Origin of the sequence: Oceanicella sp. SM1341 (genome assembly GCF_003448965.1) — a bacterium.
Taxonomy (GTDB): domain Bacteria; phylum Pseudomonadota; class Alphaproteobacteria; order Rhodobacterales; family Rhodobacteraceae; genus Paroceanicella.
The window spans coordinates 32,317-51,854 of the sequence record NZ_QRGC01000023.1 but is presented as its reverse complement, the minus strand read 5'-3'; the positions used below and the strand labels follow the sequence as shown (position 1 = coordinate 51,854).

Below are 19,538 nucleotides of genomic sequence, written 5' to 3'. Positions count from 1 at the left end.
AATTGGGCATTCTCGACGGATACCGCGTGCTGGACTGTTCCATCGCCATGGCCGGCCCCTTCGCCGCGCAGCGGCTGGGAGACCTCGGCGCCGACGTGGTGAAGGTTGAGCCCGTCACCGGCGAATGGCAGCGCCATGTCGCGGCCGGCGGCGCGGCGGGCAACCGCATCAACGTCTCCTTCCTGTCGCTCAACCGCAACAAGCGCTCGCTGGCGGTGAACCTCAAGAGCGAGGAGGGCAAGGCCGTGCTGCTCGACCTCGTGCGCGAGGCCGATGTCTTCGTGCAGAACTACCGCCCCGGCGTGGCGAAGCGCCTCGGCGTGGATTACGAGACCCTCTCGGCGCTGAACCCGAAGCTGGTTTACGTCTCGATGTCCGGCTACGGCGAGAGCGGGCCCTACGTGAACCGCCCCGGGCAGGACCTGCTGTTGCAGGCGCTCTCCGGCGCCATGCTCTCCACCGGGCGGGCGGGCGAGCCGCCTGTCGCCGCCGGGCAATATCTCGTCGACGCCGTCACCGCCTACACCGCCTTCGAGGGCGTGCTCGCGGCCCTGCTGCACCGCGAGCGCACCGGCGAGGGCCAGCTGGTCGAGGTCAACATGCTCGACGCCATCACCACCCTGCAGATGCAGGAGCTCTCGGTGTTCACCGTGGCGGGCAAGCCGCAGCAGCGCTCGGCCGAGCCGCATGCGCATGTGTTCATCCGCGCCCCCTACGGCACCTTCGCCACCGCCGACGGCTATCTCGCCCTTGCCTTCCCGCCGCTGGCCAAGCTCGGCGCCATCATCGGCGAGCCATCTTTCGAGACGATGAACGACGAGACCGACACCTGGACCCACCGCGACGAGATCTTCGCCCGCACCCGCGAGCGGCTGCTCACCATGCCCACCGCGCACTGGCTGGAGCGCTTTGCCGAGGCGGACATCTGGGCCGGCCCGGTCTACGGCTATGCCGATCTCGTGGCCGACCCGCAGATCGCCCATAACGGCACCTTCGTGGAGTATGACCACCCCACCGAGGGGCGCGTGAAAACCCCCGGCTTCCCGATCCGCTTCTCGAAAACCCCCTCCAGCGTGGCGCGCGGCGCGCCGCTGGTGGGCGAGCACACGCGCGAGATCCTCGCCGCCGCGGGCTATCCGCCCGAGCGCATCGAGGCGCTGGTGGCCGCGGGCGCCGTGGCGCTGGGGGAGGGGGCGTGATGCTCTCCGGCCTCACCTGGGACCATCCGCGCGGCTACAACGCGCTGGCCGCCGCCGCGGCGGAGGTGGCGCCGGGCCACGGCCTGTCGCTCACCTGGGCGCGCCAGCCGCTGGAGGGCTTCGAATCCGCCCCCATCGCCGAGCTCTGCGCCGCGCATGACCTCGTGGTGCTCGACCATCCGCATGTCGGCGAGGCGGTGGAGGCCGGCTGCCTGCACCCGCTGGAAGACATCTTCGGCGCCGACGAGCTCGCCGCCATCGGCGCGCGCACCATCGGGCCCTGCCTTGCCTCCTACCGCTATGCCGGCCGGCACTGGGCCCTGCCGCTCGACGCCGCGACGCAGGTGATGGCGAGCCGCCTGGACCTGCTGGCGACACCCCCCGCGACATGGGAGGAGGTGCTCGCCCTCTCGCGCGGCGGCACGGCGGTGGCGCTGTCGCTCGCCGGGCCGCATGTGCTGATGAGCCTGTTCTCGCTCGCCACCGCGCTGGGCGCGCCCCCGACCGAGGCCGACCCGGCGGAGCTGCTGCCGCGCGCTGTCGCCATCGAGGCCTGGGAGATCCTCTCCGAGCTCGCCGCCCGCAGCCCCGCGGCGCTGCGCCCGCTCAACCCCATCGGGATCCTGGGCCGCATGGCGGCCGGGCCGGTGGCCGCCTGCGTGCCGCTGGTCTACGGCTACGTGAACTACGCCGCCCCGGCCGAGGGCGCGCCCCTGCGCTTCTCCGACGCGCCGCGGGCCCGGCCCGGCGGGCGGCCCGGCGGCACGCTGGGCGGCACCGGCATCGGCATCTCGCGCCGGCTGGAGCCCACCGAGGCGCTGCGCACCCACCTGCGCTGGCTGATGTCGGAAGCGGTGCAGCGCGGCTTCATCCCCGACCATGACGGCCAGCCGAGCGCCCGCGCCGCCTGGGCCGATGCCGGGGTGAACGCGCGCTGGGGCGGGTTCTACGCCGGCACCGCCGCCACGCTGGAGGCCTCCTGCGTGCGGCCGCGCTTCTCCGGCTACATCGCCTTCCAGACCGCCGCTTCCGAGCGCCTGCGTGAGGCCCTTGCCTCGGCCGAGCCCGCCGGCCGGGCGATGGCGGCGCTGCAGGATCTCTACGCGGCGGCCCGCCCGGACGGCGGCGAGACGTAAGGCGGCCCGGGCTCGGCCCGCGGCCGCGACGCCGCTCCCGCGCATGTCGCCCGGGACGGCGGCGCACCCCGCCCGCTCCGGGCATGGACACGATGATGTTGCCCCCAGGGGGGCGGATACCGGCTGTGCCCTTGCGCGGAGAGTGTCCGGGCCGCCCCCGCGGGGCGCGAGACGGAACGGCTCCTGCGGGGCGCACCGTGAAGGCCATCTCGGCGGGGCGCGCATTGCGCCGCGCCTCCGGGAGGAGGTCAACACCGCCCCTTCCGGGGCGAGATACAGACAGCCCCTTCCGGGGCGAGATCAACACCGCCCCTGCGGGGCGCGACACCAGGGCCGCCCCTTCGGGGCGAGGCAGCGGCCGCCCCTTCGGGCGAGGTAGAGACCGCCCCTTCGGGCGAGGTAGAGACCGCCCCTTCGGGGCGAGACACGAGGACAACATGACCGAGGACCTGCTTTTCGAGATCGACGGCGCCGTGGCGACCATCACGCTCAACCGCCCGGCGAAGCTCAATTCCGTCACGCCGGAGATGGCCGACGCCATCACCGCCGCCCTCGCCACCTGCGAGGCGGAGGCCGCGGTGCGCTGCGTGATCCTCACCGGGGCGGGGGAGCGCGCCTTCTGCGCCGGCTCCGACATCCGCGAGCTCGACACCTACGCAACCCCCTGGGAGTTCCGCAACCGCCCGGACTACTGCGACGCCGTGCGCGCCCTGCGCAAACCCTGCATCGCGGCGGTGAACGGCTATGCCTTCGGCGGCGGGCTGGAGACGGCGCTCTCCTGCGACATCCGCCTCGCCTCGGCCACGGCGAGCTTCGCGGCACCCGAGATCAAGCTCGGCTGGATCGGCGGCGGCGGCATGGCGGCCCAGCTCGCCCATTCCATCGGCGCCTCGAACGCCGCCCTGATGGTGATGACCGGCGATCCGGTGGACGCGGCCACCGCGCAGGCCTGGGGGCTGGTGAGCGAGGTGCTCGCCCCCGAGGCGCTGCTGCCCCGCGCCCGGGCGCTGGCCGAAACCATCGCCGCCCGTGCCCCCATCGCGGCGGAGACGGCCAAGCTCAACCTGCGCGCCGCCCATGCCATGCCGCTCGAGAAGGCCATCGAGTACGAGCGCGACCTGCAGACCATCTGCTTTGCCACCGAGGACGCCGCAGAGGGCCGTCGCGCCTTCAAGGAGAAGCGCCCGCCGGTGTTTCACCGCCGCTGAGGCGGAGGACCGGCCCGGGAGGGGATGCCGCCGCGCCGCCTGCCGCTTCCCATGGGCAGTGGCGGGTCCTGCCACATGTCGCGCGCGCCGAGGCGAGCCAACCGCAGGTGCAATGTCGGCTGCGGATGATGCCGGGCGGCCCCGCGCTCACCGCATCGGTGATCGCCGTGGCCGGTCCGCCGCGGAGCACAAGCGCGCGGAGTATCGCCGGGAGGTGCCCGGGGCCGCGGAAGCACATCATGACCGCAAGAAAACCCCGCGGGCCGCGCAGGGCGGCTCCCCCCCCCGCCGGGCCGCAACTCGGGGCGCGCAGGCACTGTCCGCCACGGCCCGGCGCCACGGCCGAGCAGATCGTGCCGTCGCGGGGGGGGAGGCCGAGCGGCATCGTTCGCAGATCCGGTTCCGACCGGGCACCCTGCGCCGTCACGGGTGAGGCGGGCGCCCCATTCGCGGTGCCGATCACCCGAGCAGGCGCTCCATCACCATCGTCCTCTCGTGCCCGTCGTCGATCTCGCGCAGGGGGCGGTAGCCGAGGGCGGCGTAGAAGGGCACGGCGGGCAGGGCCGCGGGCACTTCGAGGCGGTCGAGGCCGCGACGCCGTGCCTCTGCCTCCACCGCCTGCATGAGCGCCCGCCCGACGCCGGCGCGATGCTGGTCGGGCGCCACGAACACGCTGCGCACCGCCGCGCCCTCGAGCGCCGCGGTGCCGACCAGCCGGCCGCTGCGCCGCGCCACGAAGGCGATGCGCACGGCGAAGAGGGCGGCCAGCGGCCCGGGCTCGAAGCTGCGCGCCACCCGGTCGATCACCTCCGCCGGGTAGGCGCGCGCGAGTGTCTCGCGCAGTGCCGCGTGGATGACGGCGCTCGCCTCCGCCACATCGGCGGGGACTGCGCGGCTGATCTCGACCGGGTCCTGCATCTGCCGCCTTCTCCCCGTGGCGCTCCTCTGTCGCAAAGCCCGTGCATAGCCCGGACGCGCGCGCGGCGCTATCGCCGTGGCCCGGCATCGGGCTAGGTTGCGGGGGGAGAGAGGTGCTGCCGGCAGGAGAGCAGGGGACAGGATGATTTCGAAATGGCACTGGCTGCTGATGCAGTTCTCCCGCCGGCTCTGGGTGCGCGCGGCGCTGCTCGCGCTGCTGGGCGTGGCGACGGCGCTGCTCGCCACGCTGGCGGAAAGCCTGCTGCCCTGGGAGATGCCCTTCAGCGTCGAGGCGGATGCAGTGGACCGCATCCTCGACATCCTCGCCTCCAGCATGCTCGCGGTCACCACCTTCTCGCTCAGCGTGATGGTCTCGGCCTACGGGGCGGCCACGAGCAACGTCACCCCCCGCGCCACCCGCCTGCTGGTGCAGGACCCCACAACCCAGAACGTTCTGGCGGTGTTCCTCGGCTCGTTCCTGTTCAGCCTGGTCGGCATCGTGGCGCTGGGCACCGGCTCCTACGGCGAGCGGGGGCGGGCGGTGCTCTTCGTCGTCACCATCGCGGTGATCGGCATCATCGTGATCACCATGCTGCGCTGGATCGACTATCTCTCCGGCCTCGGCCGGGTGGGCGAGACGACGGAGCGGGTGGAGGAGGCGACGTCGCGGGCCATCGCCGCCCGGCTGGCCGACCCCTATCTCGGCGGACGCCCGGCGCCGGCCGGGCCGCGCAGCGCCTCTGTCACGGCCCGGCCGGTCTTTCCGCCCGAGACCGGCTACATCCAGCATGTCGACGTTGCCGCCCTGTCCGACATCGCCGAGGCGCGGGGCCTCATGCTCGAGGTGATCACCCTGCCGGGCGGCTTCGTGCATCCCGGCCGCGCGCTGCTTCGGGTGGAGGGCTTCTCCGCCACGGGGCTGGCGGAGGAGGGCGATGCCTGGCTCGAGACATGCGACGCCCTGCGCGGCTGCTTCTCGCTGGCGCAGCGGCGCTCCTTCGACCAGGATCCGCGGTTCGGTCTCTGCGTTATGGCGGAGATCGCCTCGCGCGCGCTCTCGCCCGCGATCAACGACCACGGAACCGCGATCGACGTGCTGGGCCGCAGCGTGCGCCTGCTCGCGCCCTGGGCGACGGCGCCGGAGCGGGCCACGGAGGAGGTGGACTTTCCGCGCGTGCTGGTTCCGGGCATCGCGGTGGCGGATCTCTTTGCCGATATCTTCCCGCCCATCGCGCGCGATGGCGCCGGGCATCTCGAAGTGCACATCCGGCTGCAGAAGGCGCTGGGCGCGCTCTATGCCACCGGCGACGAGGCCTTCCGCGCCTGCGCCCGGGCCCAGTCCCGCGAGGCGATGGACCGGGCGGAGGCCGGGCTGGCGCTGGAGGCCGACCGCGAGGTGCTGCGCGCCCTGCGCCTGCGCGAGGGCCTGGCCGACCCGGAGGCCGACGCGTCCCGCACGCCCACGGGGGCGGGGAGTGATCTGGGGGCCTCACCCGGAACGGGTGGAAGCTGAAGCTCGCCCGGGACGGGCGGAATCCCAGGCTGCCCGGGACGGGCAGAACTTCAGGCTGCCCGGGACGGGCAGAACTTCAGGCTGCCCGGGACGGGCGGAACTTCAGGCTCGCCTGGGCGCGCGGACCGTGAAGCTCGTCCGGGATATCCGGGTCCGGATGGACCGCAAGGGCGCATCGCGGGAGCGGCAAGCCTTCTCGGCATTGTGGAGCGCGCGCCGGGTTCGGGCCGGGACCAACGGTTCCGGAGCGAGCCGGGCCCGGAGAAGCCGGCAGTGCTGTGTTGCCAGCCCGGGAAGGGCTTGGCTGTGGGCCGCGATGAGAGAGTGTGGCCTGCCGGCTTTTCCCGGCCCGGGTCGCGCCGGGAAGATGCCGGTCTCCGGCAGTCGGGCGGTGGGGCGGTCGGGGGCGGCGGCCAGCCGAGCCGGACGCGCAAGGCCGCAGGCGAGCGGCCCGAGGAGGCAAAGCTCCGGCAGGGGGCGCGGGCTTCCGGGCGATGGCTGCGTCGGGAGGGGCCGGGCCGGCGCGCCGCCGGGCGGGGGGCGCGGTGGGGGCGTGGCCCGGCGACGGGCACCTCTCGGACAGCAAAACGCCCCGGCGAACGTGTCGTCGGGGCGCAGCAGGTCCGGGACGGGTCACCGGACCGGGGGTCCGGCACGCCCCGGGGAGCGGGGCCGTGCCGGCGCGGCAGGGGCGTTTCAGCCCCGGTGGCCGCGGGCCAGGGTGTCGGCGAGCGTCTCGATCTCGCCCGGCTCGAGGCCGATGTCGGCGAGCTGGGCCGGGGTCAGGGCGCGCAGCGCGCGGCTGGTGGCGCGGGTGCGCTGCCAGACGGTGTAGCGCTCGACGATGGAGCCGAGGAAGGAGCGGGATTTGCCGGCGCCGTACGCGCCGGAAGCGGTCGGTTCGTACAGAGCCATGATCCGGTTTCCTATATCATATGTGTGGTGGCGTGAGTGCCTTCGAGACGGGCAGATAGGCGGGAATCGTGGCCAAGGCAACGGGCTGAAAATGCATGTCAGGCATGCACCCGGAGCATTGATTTGATTTTTAATTGGGCAGGTTGAAAACGATGGGTCGCGCGACAGGTTTTCCCGCCCGGCATCGCCTCACACCCGCCTCTGCCGGCGCCCGGAGGCGACCGCCCGCCCGCGGGGCCGCCCGCCTCCTGTCCGAAGACCCGTCGGGCCGGTGCCGCAGGGCACGCGGATCGCCACTGGCGCCCTGTTCGCGTTTCGTGCTAGTGAGGGGCAAGTGACTGGAAGCATTCGCATCTGACGGGAGGGCCCATGCGCGTCATCGGCATCGATCCGGGCCTGCGCCGCACCGGCTGGGGTGTGGTGGACGTGGCGGGAAACCGCATCGCCCACGTGGCCAACGGCACCTGCCAATCGCAGGGGGAGGATCTGGCCCAGCGGCTGCTGAGCCTGTTCGAACAGCTCTCCGTGGTCTTCGAGGCCCATGCGCCCGAGACCGCGGCGGTGGAGCAGACCTTCGTGAACAAGGACGCCGCCGGCACGCTGAAGCTCGGCCAGGCCCGGGCCATCGCGCTGCTGGTGCCGGCGCGCGCCGGGCTCGACGTGGCCGAGTACGCGCCCAACGCGGTGAAGAAGGTGGTCGTCGGCGTGGGGCACGCGCAGAAGGGCCAGGTGGAGCACATGGTGCGCCTGCAGCTCCCCAACGCGCGGATCGACGGGCCCGACGCGGCCGACGCGCTGGCCATCGCGCTGTGCCACGCCCATCACGCGCGATTCTCCGGTCGGCTTTCCGCGGCGATCGAGAAGGCGGGCGAGAAGGCGGGCGTGGCATGATCGGCAAGATCTCCGGCCGGCTGGTCTATACGGCGTCCGACCATGTGCTGATCGACACCGGCGGCGTGGGCTACCTCGTCTACTGCTCGGACCGCACGCTGTCACGCATGCCCAAGCCGGGCGGCACGGTGGCGCTCTACACCGAGCTGCTGGTGCGCGAGGATCTGCTGCAGCTCTTCGGCTTCCCCACCATGATCGAGCGCGAGTGGCACCGGCTGCTCACCTCGGTGCAGGGCGTGGGGGCGCGGGTGGGGCTCGCCATTCTCGGCCGGCTGGGGCCGGAGGGGCTGGGCCGGGCGCTGGCGCTGGGCGATGTCGCGGCGATCAAGGCAGCTCCCGGCGTGGGGCCGAAACTGGCGACACGCATCGTGAGCGAGCTGAAGGACAAGGCGCCCGCCATCATGGCGCTCGGCTCGGGCGGTGCGCAACCGGCCATGGTTTCGGGCACGCCCGAAACCCCGCCGGCGCCGGAACCGGCGCCGTCGGCTGCGCAGCCTGAGGCTGCGCAGATGGCCGAGGCCCGCCCAACCCCGGCCGTGAGCCAGGCGGATGCCTCCGCCGACGCCCTGTCCGCCCTGGTCAATCTGGGGTATGGGATGGGGGATGCCGCCGGCGCTGTGGCCCGCGCCGCCGCCGAGGCGCCCGACGCCGGCACCGCCGCGCTGATCCGCGCCGCCCTGAAGCTGCTCGCCCCCAAGGGCTGATCCGAGAGGCTGACCGACCATGGCCGCATCCGAGGCCCCAGACCCGCTCATCCGCCCCGACGCCCGCCCCGAGGACGCCGACCGCGCCCTGCGCCCGCAGAGCCTCGAGGATTTCGTCGGCCAGAAGGAGGCCCGCGCAAACCTGCGCGTGTTCATCGAGAGCGCCCGCCAGCGCGGCCAGGCCATGGACCACACGCTGTTCTACGGCCCTCCCGGTCTCGGCAAGACCACGCTGGCGCAGATCATGTCGCGCGAGCTCGGCGTGAACTTCCGCATGACCTCGGGCCCGGTGCTGGCCAAGGCCGGCGACCTCGCCGCCATCCTCACCAATCTCGACGCCCGCGACGTGCTGTTCATCGACGAGATCCACCGCCTGAACCCGGTGGTGGAGGAGGTGCTCTACCCCGCGCTGGAGGATTTCGCCCTCGACCTCGTGATCGGCGAGGGCCCGGCGGCGCGCACCGTGCGCATCGACCTGCCACCCTTCACCCTGGTGGGCGCCACCACCCGGCTGGGCCTGCTCACCACGCCGCTGCGCGACCGGTTCGGCATCCCCACCCGGCTCGAGTTCTACACCGTGGAGGAGCTGGAGCTTATCGTCACCCGCGCCGCGCGCATGCTTGGCGCCGAGGCCGACCAGCCCGGCGCGCGCGAGATCGCCCGCCGCGCCCGCGGCACGCCGCGCATCGCCGGCCGCCTGCTGCGCCGGGTGGTGGATTTCGCCGTGGTGGAGGGCGACGGCCGGGTCACCCGCGCGCTCGCCGACATGGCGCTGAACCGGCTCGGGGTCGACGACCTCGGGCTAGATGGCGCCGACCGCCGCTACCTGAGCATGCTGGCGGAGAATTTCGGCGGCGGGCCGGTGGGGGTCGAGACCATGGCCGCCGCCCTCTCCGAGAGCCGCGACGCCATCGAGGAGGTGATCGAGCCCTTTCTCCTCCAGCAGGGCCTGCTGCAGCGCACGCCGCGCGGCCGCATGCTGGGCCGCAAGGCCTGGACGCATCTCGGCCTCGCCCCGCCGCGCCAGCCTCCGCAGGCCGATCTCTTCGGCGACGAGGGCTAGGGCCGGGCGCCTGCCCACCGCGCCGGTAGCGCGCCCGCCTGCCTGCCGCGCCCGGTGGCGCGTCGGGCGGGATGGAACCTTGTCGCGGTGCAATGTCGTTGGTGCCGGGGAGCCCCCGGGGGCCTGCAGCCATGCAGGCCGCGCGAGGCGCCCCGGCGGCCCGGGCGGTTCCATCGCGGGCCGCTCCGTGCTAGAGCCGCGAGCCGCGCCACCGAGGAGACCGCATCCGTGCTGACACCCGAGACCGGGGCCGGGGAACTGGCCGAGGAAATCGCCGCCCTGTTCACCCGGGCCGACGGCAGCTTCCGCTTCGCGCGCTGGGGCTGTGCGCCCGCGCCGGTGATCTTCGGCACCGATGACGCCACGCTGGTGCCGCTGCGCGCCGCGATGGACGAGGCCGCGGGCCATGCCGGGCTCGCCCTCGCCGAGACCGACCCCGAACTGGGCGCGAACTTCATCGTGTTCTTCTGCAGCCACTGGGCCGAGCTGCGCGAGGTGCCGCACCTGGAGCGCCTGCTGCCCGAGCTCGAGCCGCTGATCGGCCGGCTGGAGGCGGCGGGGGCCAACCAGTACCGCCATTTCCGCTTCTCGGAGGGCGGCGCCATCCGCGCCTGCTTCGTGCTGCTGCGCCATGACGAGCACCTCTCCGCCGTGCCCGCCCACACGCTGATGCTGTCGCAGACCGTGCAGAGCCTGCTCCTGTGGTCCGACACCGCCTTCCGCGCCGCCTCCGCCCTGCACCTGGTGGGGGAGGGGAGCGTGGCCGCGGTGAAGCCCGGCGCGGCCGCCCTGCTGCGCGCCGCCTACGACCCCGCGCTGCCCGACGCCTCCGACGACCCCGCCACCGCGCTGCGCCTCGCCGCGCGCCTCGGCCGGCGGGTGTCATGACCCACAGCCTCTCCATCCGCGTCTATTACGAGGACACCGACATGGCCGGTGTCGTCTACCACGCCAACTTCCTGCGCTTTCTCGAGCGCGGCCGCTCGGAAGCGGTGCGGGCACTGGGCATCGACCAGGCGGCGATGCGCGCCGGGGGGCTGGTCTTCGTGGTGCACCGGGTGGAGGCGGATTACCTGCGCCCGGCGCGCTACGACGATACGCTTGTCGTCGAGACCCGATTCGCCCGTGTCAGGGGCGCCTCGCTCCACGCCTCGCAGCGGGTGCTGCGGGGCGGGGAAGAGCTGTTGCGGGCCGAGGTGGGCCTCGCCTGCATGTCGGTTGACGGGGGCCCTCAGCGGATTCCCGCCGATATTCGCGCGGCGCTGGCCGCGGCAGCGGCGTAAAGCCGCCGTTCACGCGAATTTTTGCGAATTTCGCGCACAGCCACTTGCGAATTTGCTAGGCTATGACAGATAGGCGCTGCAGAGACCGGGATGTTCAAAAACCCGGCCCGCCCTTATTTGGCTGGATCGAGGCAGGATAGATGGAACCGGATACCCTGGCGGCCGCGCAGCAGATCGATTTCTCGCTGCTGGCCCTGTTCACGCGTGCGACGCTGACGGTGCAGATCGTCATGGTGCTGCTCATTCTTGCCTCCGTCTGGTCCTGGGCGATCATCATCGAGAAATCCATCCGCTACCGCCGCGCCCGCCGCGAGGACGGCAGTTTCGAGGACGCGTTCTGGTCCGGCCAGCCGCTGGAAGACCTGTTCGACCGGCTCGGGCAGAAGCCCCGCACCGCGATCGAGCGCATCTTCTCCGCCGGCATGGGCGAATGGCGCCGCTCCTACCGCAAGGGCGTGCTGCTGCCCGGCTCCCAGCGCCGCATCGAGCGCTCGATGGACGTGACCATCGCGCGCGAGGCGGAGGGCATCAACAAGGGGCTCGGCGTGCTCGCCACCGTGGGCTCGATCTCGCCCTTCGTGGGCCTGTTCGGCACGGTCTGGGGCATCAAGAACGCCTTCGAGGACATCGCGATGCAGCAGAGCACCAACCTCGCCGTCGTGGCGCCTGGCATCGCCGAGGCGCTGGTGGCGACCGCGCTCGGCCTGCTCGCCGCCATCCCGGCGGTGATCTTCTACAACAAGCTCTCGGGCGACGCGGACCACATCACCGCGAGCTACGAGAACTTCGCCGACGAATTCTCCACCATCCTGTCGCGCCAGATCGAGCGGAGTGCAGAGTAAATGGGTGCCGGTGTCATGAAACGCGGCGGGGGAGGCGGGCGGCGCGGCCGCAGCCGGTCCCGCCGGCAGATGGCCGAAATCAACGTCACGCCCTTCGTGGACGTGATGCTGGTGCTGCTGATCATCTTCATGGTCGCGGCACCGCTGCTGACCGTGGGTGTTCCGGTCGAGCTTCCCAAGACCGCGGCCGCCCCGCTGCCGACGGAAAAGGAGGAGCCGCTCTCCATCTCGCTCACCGCCGACGGCAAGGTGATGCTGCAGAAGGAGGAGATCGTCCTGGCCGATCTCATCCCCAAGCTGCGCGCCATCGCGGCCGAGCGCGAGGACGACAAGGTGTTCCTGCGGGCCGACGGCGCGGTGTCCTACAAGACCGTGGCCGAGGTGATGGGCGCGCTGAATGCCGGGGGCTTCAACCGGATCGGGCTTGTCACCGATCCCGGAGGCCCTACGCTTGACGGCCAGGACAACTGAGGCGCGAGGAGGCGCGGAGGGCCGACACATCATGCGCAGAGGGATGATCATCTCGGGCGGCGTACACCTTGCCCTGATACTGCTTGTCCTGCTCCGCGTCGACCTGTTCAGGGCCGACGAGGCGCAGGCCATCCAGATCGCCGAGGTGGACCTCATGACCGGGGCCGAATTCGATGCCGCCGTCTCCAGCGCGCCCGATGCGCCGCGCGAGGACGTGTCGGAGATGACCCCGCCCGAGCAGGGCGGCTCCGACGTGACCGCGCCCACCGCCACCGAGGCGCCGAGCCCGCGCACCGCCGAGACCCCCGAGATGTCGGAGCCCGAGGAGGCGCCGGACGTCTCCGGCCTGCGCCAGGAGAGCCCGACGCCGGTGATGCCCCAGGCCCCCGCCAGCCCCACGCCGGCCGAGACCGACACGGGCGAGGAGGGCGTGTCCCTCGTGCGGCCCGACGCCGTGGGCCGGCAGAACCCCGAGACCGAGAACCGCAAGCCGACCGCGACGACGCTGGACAACCCCACGCCGCCCGCGCCCGCGCCGCGCATCGCCTCGCGCCCCGCGCCCAAGCCGCCCGAGGAGGCGAAGACCGCCGAGGAGGCCTCTCCGGAGGTGGCGGAGTCCGATTCCGCCGAGCAGCCGCGCGAGGAAAAGCCGCAGGAGGCCCCGAAGGAGGCCGCCACCGAGATCGTGCCCGAACAGGCCGAGGCCCAGCCGGTGCCCGAGGCCGTGGCCCCGCTCACCGCCCCGCGCCCGCGCGGCCGGCCCGACACCGTCATCGCCGCCGCGCGCCCGCAGGAGGAGCCGCGCCAGCAGGAGGCCCCGGCCACCCCGGCCGCGAAGCCCCAGCAGCAGCGCCCCGCCGCCTCGGCGCCCGAGAGGCCGGCGCAGCAGGCCTCCACGCCGCGCGCCGCCTCCTCCGCCGCCACCCAGGGTCCGCCGCTCACCGCGCGCGAGAAGGACGGCATCGGCCTCGCGGTGAAGAAGAACTGGAACCTCGGCCCGATCCAGGGGCTGGCGGATTTCAAGGAACTGGTGATCACCGTGCAGTTCGAGCTCGACCGCACGGGCGAGGTGGTGGGCAAGTCCGTCACCCCGGTCACCCCGGCCAACCCCAGCGGGTCCTACGCGCTCGCCTTCCGGCAGGCCCGGATGGCGGTGCTCAAATCGGCGCCGTTCAAGATGCCGGCCGACAAGTACGGCCAGTGGAAGACCGTGCAGATCACGTTCAACCCCAGCAAAGGGATCGGATACTGATGGCGAGGAATTTTGTAGTCGCGTGGCTCCTGGCAGCGGTGACCGGGGCCGGCGTGCTGGCCCCCGTCAGCGGTGCGATGGCGCAGGACGCCCCGCCCCTGGTCATCGAGATCGACGAGGGCGTGATCGAGCCCATGCCCTTTGCGGCCCCGGTCTTCATCGCCGAGGATGCCGGCGCGGCGGAGTTCGCCGCACAGCTCACCGACGTGATGACCAATGATCTCACCGGCACCGCGCTGTTCCGGCTGATCGACCGCAATGCCTATATCTCCAGCCCGTCGAGCTTCGAGGCCACCCCCCAGTTCGCCGACTGGCGGGCGATCAACTCGCAGGCGCTGGTGACCGGGGCCGTCTCGACCAGCGGCAACCAGATCACCCTGCGCTTCCGGCTGTGGGACGTCTATGCCGGCCAGCCGGTGGGGCAGGGCCTGCAGCTGGTGGGCGACCGCGACAACTGGCGCCGGCTGGCCCACAAGGTGGCCGACCAAGTGTACACGCGCATCACCGGCGAGGACCCCTATTTCGACAGCCGCGTGGTGTTCGTGGCCGAGAGCGGCCCGAAGAACGCCCGCGTGAAGCGCCTCGCCATCATGGACCAGGACGGCGCGAACCTGCGCTACCTCACCGACGGCAGCTCCATGGTGCTCACCCCGCGCTTCAACCCCACCAGCCAGGAAGTCATCTACATGAGCTACCAGACGGGCGAGCCCCGTGTGTTCCTCATGAACGTCGACACCCTGCAGCGCGAGGAGCTGGAGCGCCAGCCCGGCATGACCTTCGCGCCGCGCTTCTCGCCCGATGGCAGCTCGGTGGTGATGTCGCTCTCGCGCGGCGGCAACACGGACATCTACTCGGTGCCGCTGGGCTCGCGCCAGCTCATCCAGCTCACCAATTCGCCGGCCATCGACACCGCGCCCAGCTACTCCCCCGATGGCTCGCAGATCGTGTTCGAGAGCGACCGCGGCGGCAAGCAGCAGCTCTACGTGATGTCGGCCGGGGGCGGCGGCGCGCGCCGCATCTCCTTCGGCGACGGCGCCTATGCCACGCCGGTCTGGTCGCCGCGCGGCGACATGATCGCCTTCACCAAGCAGCAGGGCGGGCGCTTCTACATCGGGGTCATGCGCCCCGACGGATCCGACGAGAAATTGCTGACCGCGTCCTTCCTCGATGAAGGCCCGACGTGGTCACCGAACGGTCGCGTGCTAATGTTCTTCCGGGAGAGCCCGGGGCCGAACGGCGCACCGGCCTTGAGGAGCGTGGACGTGACCGGTCGCAACGAGCGGCGCGTGCCGCTGAACATGCCGGCGTCAGACCCGGCCTGGTCGCCGCTCCTGCAATGAGTTTTGTCCGCCGGGAGTGAGAGACCGGCGGCAGAAGACGGCAAACCACCCAGTCCGGGGGAGAGAACCCCCGGCGTGCAACCGGAGATACCATCCATGACCTTCCTCAAGTTCGGCTTCGTGGCGCTGACCGCCCTCACGCTCGCTGCCTGTTCGGATTCCGACGAGGACATGACGGCCCAGCCGTATGACCCGAACGCGAGCACCATCTCGGAGAGCTCGCTGCAGTACTTCAACACCGTGGTCGGTGACCGGGTGCTGTTCGCGACCGACAGCTCCTCGATCGACAGCTACGCCTCCGAGACCCTGACCCGTCAGGCCGAGTGGCTGAACGCGAACCCGGGCGTGTCCGCCACCATCGAAGGCCATGCCGACGAGCGCGGCACCCGCGAGTACAACCTCGCCCTCGGTGCCCGCCGCGCCAACGCCGCCTACAACTTCCTGGTGAGCCGCGGTGTCTCCGCCAGCCGCCTGCGCACCGTGTCCTACGGCAAGGAGCGCCCGGAGGCCACCTGCTCCAACGAAAGCTGCTGGTCGCAGAACCGCCGCGCGGTTACTGTCGTGGCCGGCGCGCCGATGAGCTGAGCGCTACGCTCCTGACCACGTCCGGGCCGCCTCCGCGGCCCGGATCCTGCCGGAACCCGAAGGGAGGGCCCATGCGCATCCGTCTGTCTGCACTCGTCATTTCGCTTGTCCTGCCGGTCTGCGGCATGGCCCAGACGGCACCGAACGCGCAGAGCCTCGAGGATATCCGGCAAAATCTCATGGCCATCGACGCCGAGGTAGCACAGCTGCGCAACCAGCTCGTGGCCACCGGAAACCAGCTCCCCGCCACCGCCGGCAACCCGCTCCAGCGCCTCGACGCGCTCGAGCACAACACCCGCCTGCTCACCGGCCGGGTGGAGCAGCTCCAGAACGACATCCGCCGCATGGCCGACGATGCCGGCCGCCGCTACTCGGATGTCGATTTCCGCCTCACCGAGATCGAGGGCGGCGACACCGCGCTGCTGGGCAACCCCGTGGCCCTCGGCGGCGGCGTGACCGACGGCACCGCCGGCTCCGGCTCCGGTTTCGGCGGCCCGATCTCCCCCTCGCAGAGCGACACGCCCACCGTGGCCGTGGCGATCTCCGAGCAGAATTCCTACGACGCCGCCGCCTCGGCGCTCGAGGCCGGGCGCTTCGAGGAGGCCGCCTCAGGTTTCAGCCAGTTCCTCGCCCAGTACCCCGACAGCCCGCTCGCGAATGACGCCACCTTCGAGCTTGCCGAGGCCAATCTCGCCTCCGGCTCGTTCCGCGATGCCGCCAAGGGCTACCTCAAGGCCTTCAACGCCGAGCCGAGCGGCCCGAACGCGCCCGAGGCGCTCTACGGCGTCGGCATCTCGCTGCAATACCTCGGCCAGATGCCGGAAGCCTGCCTGACCTACGACGAGGTCGAGCGCCGCTTCCCCGACATGGACCCGGAACTGGCCGACAAGCTCGAGCAGGGGCGCGACGGCGCCAGCTGCCAGCAGTAGCCCCGTGGCAGCGCCCGCTGCCGGGGGTCTTGCCGCAGCCGCGCTCGCGGCGGCCTTCCGCGATGTCGGCGGCGAGATCTGCCTCGCGGTTTCGGGCGGGGGCGATTCGCTCGCGCTCCTCGCCGTAGCCTCCGACCATGCCCGCGCCACCGGCCGGCCCCTCTCCGTCGCCACCGTCGACCACGGCCTGCGCGCCGCCTCCGCCGCGGAAGCCGCCGCCGTGGCCGCCCGCTGCGAAGCCCTCGGCCTGCCGCATGCCACGCTCGCCTGGCAGGAGGGGCCGGGCGCGGGCAATGTTTCGGAGGCCGCGCGCGAGGCCCGCCGCGCCCTGCTCGCCGCCCATGCCCGTGCCCGCGGCGCCGTCGCAGTGGCCCTCGCCCATACCGCCGACGACCAGGCCGAGACCTTCCTCATGCGTCTCGCCCGTGGCTCCGGGGTCGGGGGGCTCTCGGGCATGGCGCCGGTCTCCGAGGCGGAGGGGCTGCTCTGGCTGCGCCCCTGGCTCGACATCCGCCGCGACACCCTGCGCGACATCCTGCGCGCCCGCGGCTGGGACTGGGCGGAAGACCCCACCAACGCCGATCCGCGTTACGACCGGGTAAAGGCCCGCCAGGCGCTGGCGCTGCTCGCGCCGCTCGGTCTCGACGTGCCCCGCCTCACCGCCACCGCGGCGCGCATGGCCGAGGCGCGCGAGGCCCTGGATGCTGCCGGCCAAGCCCTTGCCCGCGAAGCCGTTTCCTGGAGCCCGGAGGGCGAGGCCCGGCTCGCCCCCGCGCCGCTGCGCGCGGCACCCCGCGCCGTGTCGCGGCAACTCCTCGCCGATCTCCTCACCGCCACCTCCGGCCAGGTGCACCCGCCCCGGCGCGCGGCGCTGGAGCGTGCGGCGCAGGCGATGCTGGAGGGCGATGCCCCCGCAGGCAGCCTGCACGGCTGCCTCTGGCGCAGGCGTGGCGCCATGCTCCTGCTGCGCCGCGAGCCGGGCGCCTGTCCGCCCCCGGTACCGGCGCGGTGCGAACAGCTCTGGGACGGCCGCTGGCGGGTGAGCTGCGCGGCCGCGCCCGCCCCCGGCCTCACCCTCGGCGCCCTCGGGCCCGAAGGGCTGGCACAGGTCGGCCGCGCCCCCGGCGGCCCTGCCGCGGAAGTGTTGCACGCAACCCCGGCCCTGAGGCACACTGGCGAGGTGGTCGCGGCACCGGCCTGCGGATATGCCGACGCGCGCATCGGGGCCGGCTGGACGGCCGAATGGTACATCAGGGACGCAAGACGCCGCAGGCTGTTAACGTGTCGTTGAATCTGCCCGTGCAGAGATTATGTTAGGCACGAACGCGCCGGCCCTGCGGGGACCGGCGGAAACCCGTTCTTCTGGAGGACGCCTTGGGCAACGCGAAGAACCTCGCCTTCTGGGCGATTGTGATCCTGCTGCTGGTCGCACTATTCAATGTATTCAATTCGGGCGGCCCCGGCACGCGTGCCAACGAGGTATCCTATTCCGACTTCCTGAACAGGGTGGACCAGTCGAAGGTCGCCTCGGTTCAGATTGACGGCGAGACGATTCGAGCGCGAGATAACGACGGCACCCAGTACGAGGTCGTGCAGCCCCGCTCCTCCGACGTGGTCGAGCAGCTCCGCCAGCACGGGGTGGACATCACCGTTGTGCCGCAGGAGCGCTCGAACCTCATGTCGACCCTGTCCTTCTGGCTGCCGATGCTGCTCCTGATCGGGGTGTGGATCTTCTTCCTCAACCGCATGCAGGGCGGCGGGCGCGGCGCCATGGGCTTCGGCAAGTCCAAGGCCAAGCTGCTCACCGAGCGCTCCGGCCGCGTCACCTTCGACGATGTCGCGGGCATCGACGAGGCGAAGGAGGAGCTCGAGGAGATCGTCGAGTTCCTGCGCGACCCGCAGAAATTCTCCCGCCTCGGCGGCAAGATCCCGAAGGGCGCGCTGCTCGTCGGCCCCCCGGGCACCGGCAAGACGCTGCTCGCCCGCGCCATCGCGGGCGAGGCAGGTGTGCCCTTCTTCACCATCTCGGGCTCCGACTTCGTGGAAATGTTCGTCGGTGTCGGCGCGAGCCGCGTGCGCGACATGTTCGAGCAGGCGAAGAAGAACGCCCCCTGCATCGTGTTCATCGATGAGATCGACGCCGTCGGCCGCCACCGCGGCGCCGGCTACGGCGGCGGCAACGACGAGCGCGAGCAGACCCTGAACCAGCTCCTCGTCGAGATGGACGGTTTCGAGGCCAACGAGGGCGTGATCCTCATCGCGGCCACCAACCGCCCCGACGTGCTCGACCCCGCGCTGCTGCGCCCCGGCCGCTTCGACCGCCAGATCCAGGTGCCGAACCCGGACATCAACGGCCGCTCGCGCATCCTCGAGGTGCATGCCCGCAAGACGCCCCTGGCCCCGAACGTCGACCTCAAGGTCATCGCCCGCGGCACGCCCGGCTTCTCCGGCGCCGACCTCGCCAACCTGGTGAACGAGGCCGCCCTCACCGCCGCGCGCTCCGGCAAGCGCTTCGTGACCATGGAAGATTTCGAATCCGCCAAGGACAAGGTGATGATGGGTGCCGAGCGCCGCTCCCTCGCCATGACCGAGGACGAGAAGAAGCTCACCGCATATCACGAGGCCGGCCATGCCATCGTGGGGCTCAACGTCCCCCAGCATGACCCGATCCACAAGGCGACCATCATCCCGCGGGGCCGCGCCCTCGGCCTCGTGCTCTCGCTGCCGGAGCGCGACCAGCTCTCCGTCACCAAGACCAAGTACAAGTCCAAGGTCGCGATGGCGATGGGCGGCAAGGTGGCCGAGGAGCTGATCTTCGGCGAGGACAACGTCACCTCCGGTGCCGCGTCCGACATCCAGCAGGTCACCCGCATCGCCCGCGCGATGGTGACCCAGTTCGGCATGTCCGAGGCGCTCGGCAACATCGACTATGCCAACGAGCGCGAGAGCTACCTCGGCCCCACCGGCAACGGCACCAACGCGGCGCCGGACACCCAGCAGGTGATCGACCACGAAGTGCGCAAGATCGTCGAGGAAGGCTACGCCACCGCGCGCCGCATCCTCACCGAGAAGCACGGCGACCTCGAGCGCCTGGCCCGCGGCCTGCTGGAATACGAGACGCTGACGGGTGACGAGATCACCCGCGTCATCGCCGGCGAGCGGCTGAACCGCGGCGATGATTCGGTGCCGCCGCCGCCGGGCGGCATCTCCGGGGTGATCTCCATGCCCAAGGCCGGCAAGCCGCGGCCCAAGCCGGGCGAAGGCGGGATGGAACCCCAGCCGAACTGAT

Annotated in this window: 19 protein-coding genes; 17 read left to right on the top strand and 2 right to left on the bottom strand. The window is 72.0% G+C overall.

Going from position 1 to position 19,538, the window contains the following annotated elements; all coding sequences use genetic code 11:
- Nucleotides 1–2: 2 nt before the first annotated feature.
- The 3 genes from D3P35_RS18430 to D3P35_RS18420 all read left to right on the top strand — a co-directional run bounded on the left by D3P35_RS18430 (nt 3) and on the right by D3P35_RS18420 (nt 3,543).
- A complete protein-coding gene (locus D3P35_RS18430; RefSeq protein WP_118136540.1) occupies nt 3–1,199 on the top strand; it encodes a CaiB/BaiF CoA-transferase family protein in 1,197 nt (398 codons plus the stop codon).
- Nucleotides 1,199–2,335, top strand: coding sequence for an extracellular solute-binding protein (locus tag D3P35_RS18425; protein WP_118136537.1), 1,137 nt, complete (start codon nt 1,199–1,201; stop codon nt 2,333–2,335). The genes D3P35_RS18430 and D3P35_RS18425 overlap by 1 nt, the downstream gene beginning before the upstream one ends.
- Before the next feature lie 437 nt (nt 2,336–2,772).
- The gene (locus tag D3P35_RS18420) at nt 2,773–3,543 is read left to right on the top strand and encodes an enoyl-CoA hydratase/isomerase family protein (protein WP_118136535.1); all 771 of its coding nucleotides are present in this window, start codon (nt 2,773–2,775) and stop codon (nt 3,541–3,543) included.
- A gap of 459 nt (nt 3,544–4,002) precedes the next feature.
- Here the strand turns inward: D3P35_RS18420 and D3P35_RS18415 are convergent, their stop codons facing one another.
- Nucleotides 4,003–4,461, bottom strand: a complete 459-nt coding sequence (locus tag D3P35_RS18415) for a GNAT family N-acetyltransferase (RefSeq protein WP_118136533.1) — start codon at nt 4,459–4,461, stop codon at nt 4,003–4,005.
- Nucleotides 4,462–4,603: 142 nt separating this feature from the next.
- Between D3P35_RS18415 and D3P35_RS18410 the strand changes: the two genes are divergently transcribed.
- Nucleotides 4,604–5,974, top strand: a complete 1,371-nt coding sequence (locus D3P35_RS18410; RefSeq protein ID WP_198670690.1) for a DUF2254 domain-containing protein — start codon at nt 4,604–4,606, stop codon at nt 5,972–5,974.
- Between the two features lie 696 nt (nt 5,975–6,670).
- Here D3P35_RS18410 and D3P35_RS18405 read toward each other — a convergent pair.
- Nucleotides 6,671–6,889: a DUF1127 domain-containing protein gene (locus tag D3P35_RS18405; protein WP_118136531.1), complete on the bottom strand. Its 219-nt coding sequence runs from the start codon at nt 6,887–6,889 to the stop codon at nt 6,671–6,673.
- Between the two features lie 369 nt (nt 6,890–7,258).
- Here D3P35_RS18405 and ruvC point away from each other — a divergent pair, with 369 nt between their 5' ends.
- From ruvC to ftsH, 13 genes are all read left to right on the top strand, one after another.
- A complete protein-coding gene (ruvC, locus tag D3P35_RS18400; protein ID WP_118136529.1) occupies nt 7,259–7,780 on the top strand; it encodes a crossover junction endodeoxyribonuclease RuvC in 522 nt (173 codons plus the stop codon).
- Complete coding sequence (gene ruvA / locus D3P35_RS18395) at nt 7,777–8,484, top strand: Holliday junction branch migration protein RuvA (RefSeq protein WP_118136527.1); 708 nt, start codon at nt 7,777–7,779, stop codon at nt 8,482–8,484. Before ruvC ends, ruvA begins: the two co-directional genes overlap by 4 nt.
- Before the next feature lie 19 nt (nt 8,485–8,503).
- Nucleotides 8,504–9,547 (top strand): Holliday junction branch migration DNA helicase RuvB, encoded by a 1,044-nt coding sequence (gene ruvB, locus D3P35_RS18390; protein ID WP_118136525.1) that lies wholly within the window; start codon nt 8,504–8,506, stop codon nt 9,545–9,547.
- A gap of 228 nt (nt 9,548–9,775) precedes the next feature.
- A complete protein-coding gene (locus D3P35_RS18385) occupies nt 9,776–10,435 on the top strand; it encodes a hypothetical protein (protein WP_232830549.1) in 660 nt (219 codons plus the stop codon).
- Complete coding sequence (ybgC, locus tag D3P35_RS18380; protein WP_118136523.1) at nt 10,432–10,830, top strand: tol-pal system-associated acyl-CoA thioesterase; 399 nt, start codon at nt 10,432–10,434, stop codon at nt 10,828–10,830. The genes D3P35_RS18385 and ybgC overlap by 4 nt, the downstream gene beginning before the upstream one ends.
- 140 nt (nt 10,831–10,970) lie before the next feature.
- Nucleotides 10,971–11,672, top strand: coding sequence for a protein TolQ (tolQ, locus tag D3P35_RS18375; protein ID WP_118136521.1), 702 nt, complete (start codon nt 10,971–10,973; stop codon nt 11,670–11,672).
- Entirely contained in the window at nt 11,673–12,143 is a 471-nt protein-coding gene (tolR, locus tag D3P35_RS18370; protein ID WP_118136519.1) for a protein TolR, read from the top strand.
- 31 nt (nt 12,144–12,174) lie between these two features.
- Nucleotides 12,175–13,395 carry a hypothetical protein gene (locus D3P35_RS18365; protein WP_157982198.1) on the top strand — a complete coding sequence of 407 codons (1,221 nt, stop codon included), beginning with the start codon at nt 12,175–12,177 and terminating at the stop codon, nt 13,393–13,395.
- Nucleotides 13,395–14,735: a Tol-Pal system beta propeller repeat protein TolB gene (gene tolB / locus D3P35_RS18360; protein ID WP_118136514.1), complete on the top strand. Its 1,341-nt coding sequence runs from the start codon at nt 13,395–13,397 to the stop codon at nt 14,733–14,735. The genes D3P35_RS18365 and tolB overlap by 1 nt, the downstream gene beginning before the upstream one ends.
- A 96-nt stretch (nt 14,736–14,831) precedes the next feature.
- Complete coding sequence (gene pal / locus D3P35_RS18355; RefSeq protein WP_118136512.1) at nt 14,832–15,320, top strand: peptidoglycan-associated lipoprotein Pal; 489 nt, start codon at nt 14,832–14,834, stop codon at nt 15,318–15,320.
- Nucleotides 15,321–15,391: 71 nt separating this feature from the next.
- Nucleotides 15,392–16,249, top strand: coding sequence for a tol-pal system protein YbgF (ybgF, locus tag D3P35_RS18350; RefSeq protein ID WP_118136510.1), 858 nt, complete (start codon nt 15,392–15,394; stop codon nt 16,247–16,249).
- Between the two features lie 4 nt (nt 16,250–16,253).
- The gene (tilS, locus tag D3P35_RS18345) at nt 16,254–17,540 is read left to right on the top strand and encodes a tRNA lysidine(34) synthetase TilS (RefSeq protein ID WP_118136507.1); all 1,287 of its coding nucleotides are present in this window, start codon (nt 16,254–16,256) and stop codon (nt 17,538–17,540) included.
- Between the two features lie 83 nt (nt 17,541–17,623).
- Nucleotides 17,624–19,537 carry an ATP-dependent zinc metalloprotease FtsH gene (ftsH, locus tag D3P35_RS18340; protein ID WP_118136505.1) on the top strand — a complete coding sequence of 638 codons (1,914 nt, stop codon included), beginning with the start codon at nt 17,624–17,626 and terminating at the stop codon, nt 19,535–19,537.
- The last annotated feature ends 1 nt before the right edge of the window (nt 19,538 follow it).

Bases quoted from the DNA above. Each gene is read 5' to 3' on its own strand.
- D3P35_RS18420 (WP_118136535.1), top strand. From the start codon at position 2,773: ATGACCGAGGACCTGCTTTTCGAGATCGACGGCGCCGTGGCGACCATC.
- ruvB (WP_118136525.1), top strand. From the start codon at position 8,504: ATGGCCGCATCCGAGGCCCCAGACCCGCTCATCCGCCCCGACGCCCGC.
- D3P35_RS18405 (WP_118136531.1), bottom strand. From the start codon at position 6,889: ATGGCTCTGTACGAACCGACCGCTTCCGGCGCGTACGGCGCCGGCAAA.
- tolR (WP_118136519.1), top strand. From the start codon at position 11,673: ATGGGTGCCGGTGTCATGAAACGCGGCGGGGGAGGCGGGCGGCGCGGC.
- D3P35_RS18425 (WP_118136537.1), top strand. From the start codon at position 1,199: ATGCTCTCCGGCCTCACCTGGGACCATCCGCGCGGCTACAACGCGCTG.
- D3P35_RS18365 (WP_157982198.1), top strand. From the start codon at position 12,175: ATGCGCAGAGGGATGATCATCTCGGGCGGCGTACACCTTGCCCTGATA.
- D3P35_RS18415 (WP_118136533.1), bottom strand. From the start codon at position 4,461: ATGCAGGACCCGGTCGAGATCAGCCGCGCAGTCCCCGCCGATGTGGCG.
- ruvC (WP_118136529.1), top strand. From the start codon at position 7,259: ATGCGCGTCATCGGCATCGATCCGGGCCTGCGCCGCACCGGCTGGGGT.
- D3P35_RS18410 (WP_198670690.1), top strand. From the start codon at position 4,604: ATGATTTCGAAATGGCACTGGCTGCTGATGCAGTTCTCCCGCCGGCTC.
- tolQ (WP_118136521.1), top strand. From the start codon at position 10,971: ATGGAACCGGATACCCTGGCGGCCGCGCAGCAGATCGATTTCTCGCTG.
- pal (WP_118136512.1), top strand. From the start codon at position 14,832: ATGACCTTCCTCAAGTTCGGCTTCGTGGCGCTGACCGCCCTCACGCTC.
- ybgC (WP_118136523.1), top strand. From the start codon at position 10,432: ATGACCCACAGCCTCTCCATCCGCGTCTATTACGAGGACACCGACATG.
- ybgF (WP_118136510.1), top strand. From the start codon at position 15,392: ATGCGCATCCGTCTGTCTGCACTCGTCATTTCGCTTGTCCTGCCGGTC.
- ruvA (WP_118136527.1), top strand. From the start codon at position 7,777: ATGATCGGCAAGATCTCCGGCCGGCTGGTCTATACGGCGTCCGACCAT.
- tolB (WP_118136514.1), top strand. From the start codon at position 13,395: ATGGCGAGGAATTTTGTAGTCGCGTGGCTCCTGGCAGCGGTGACCGGG.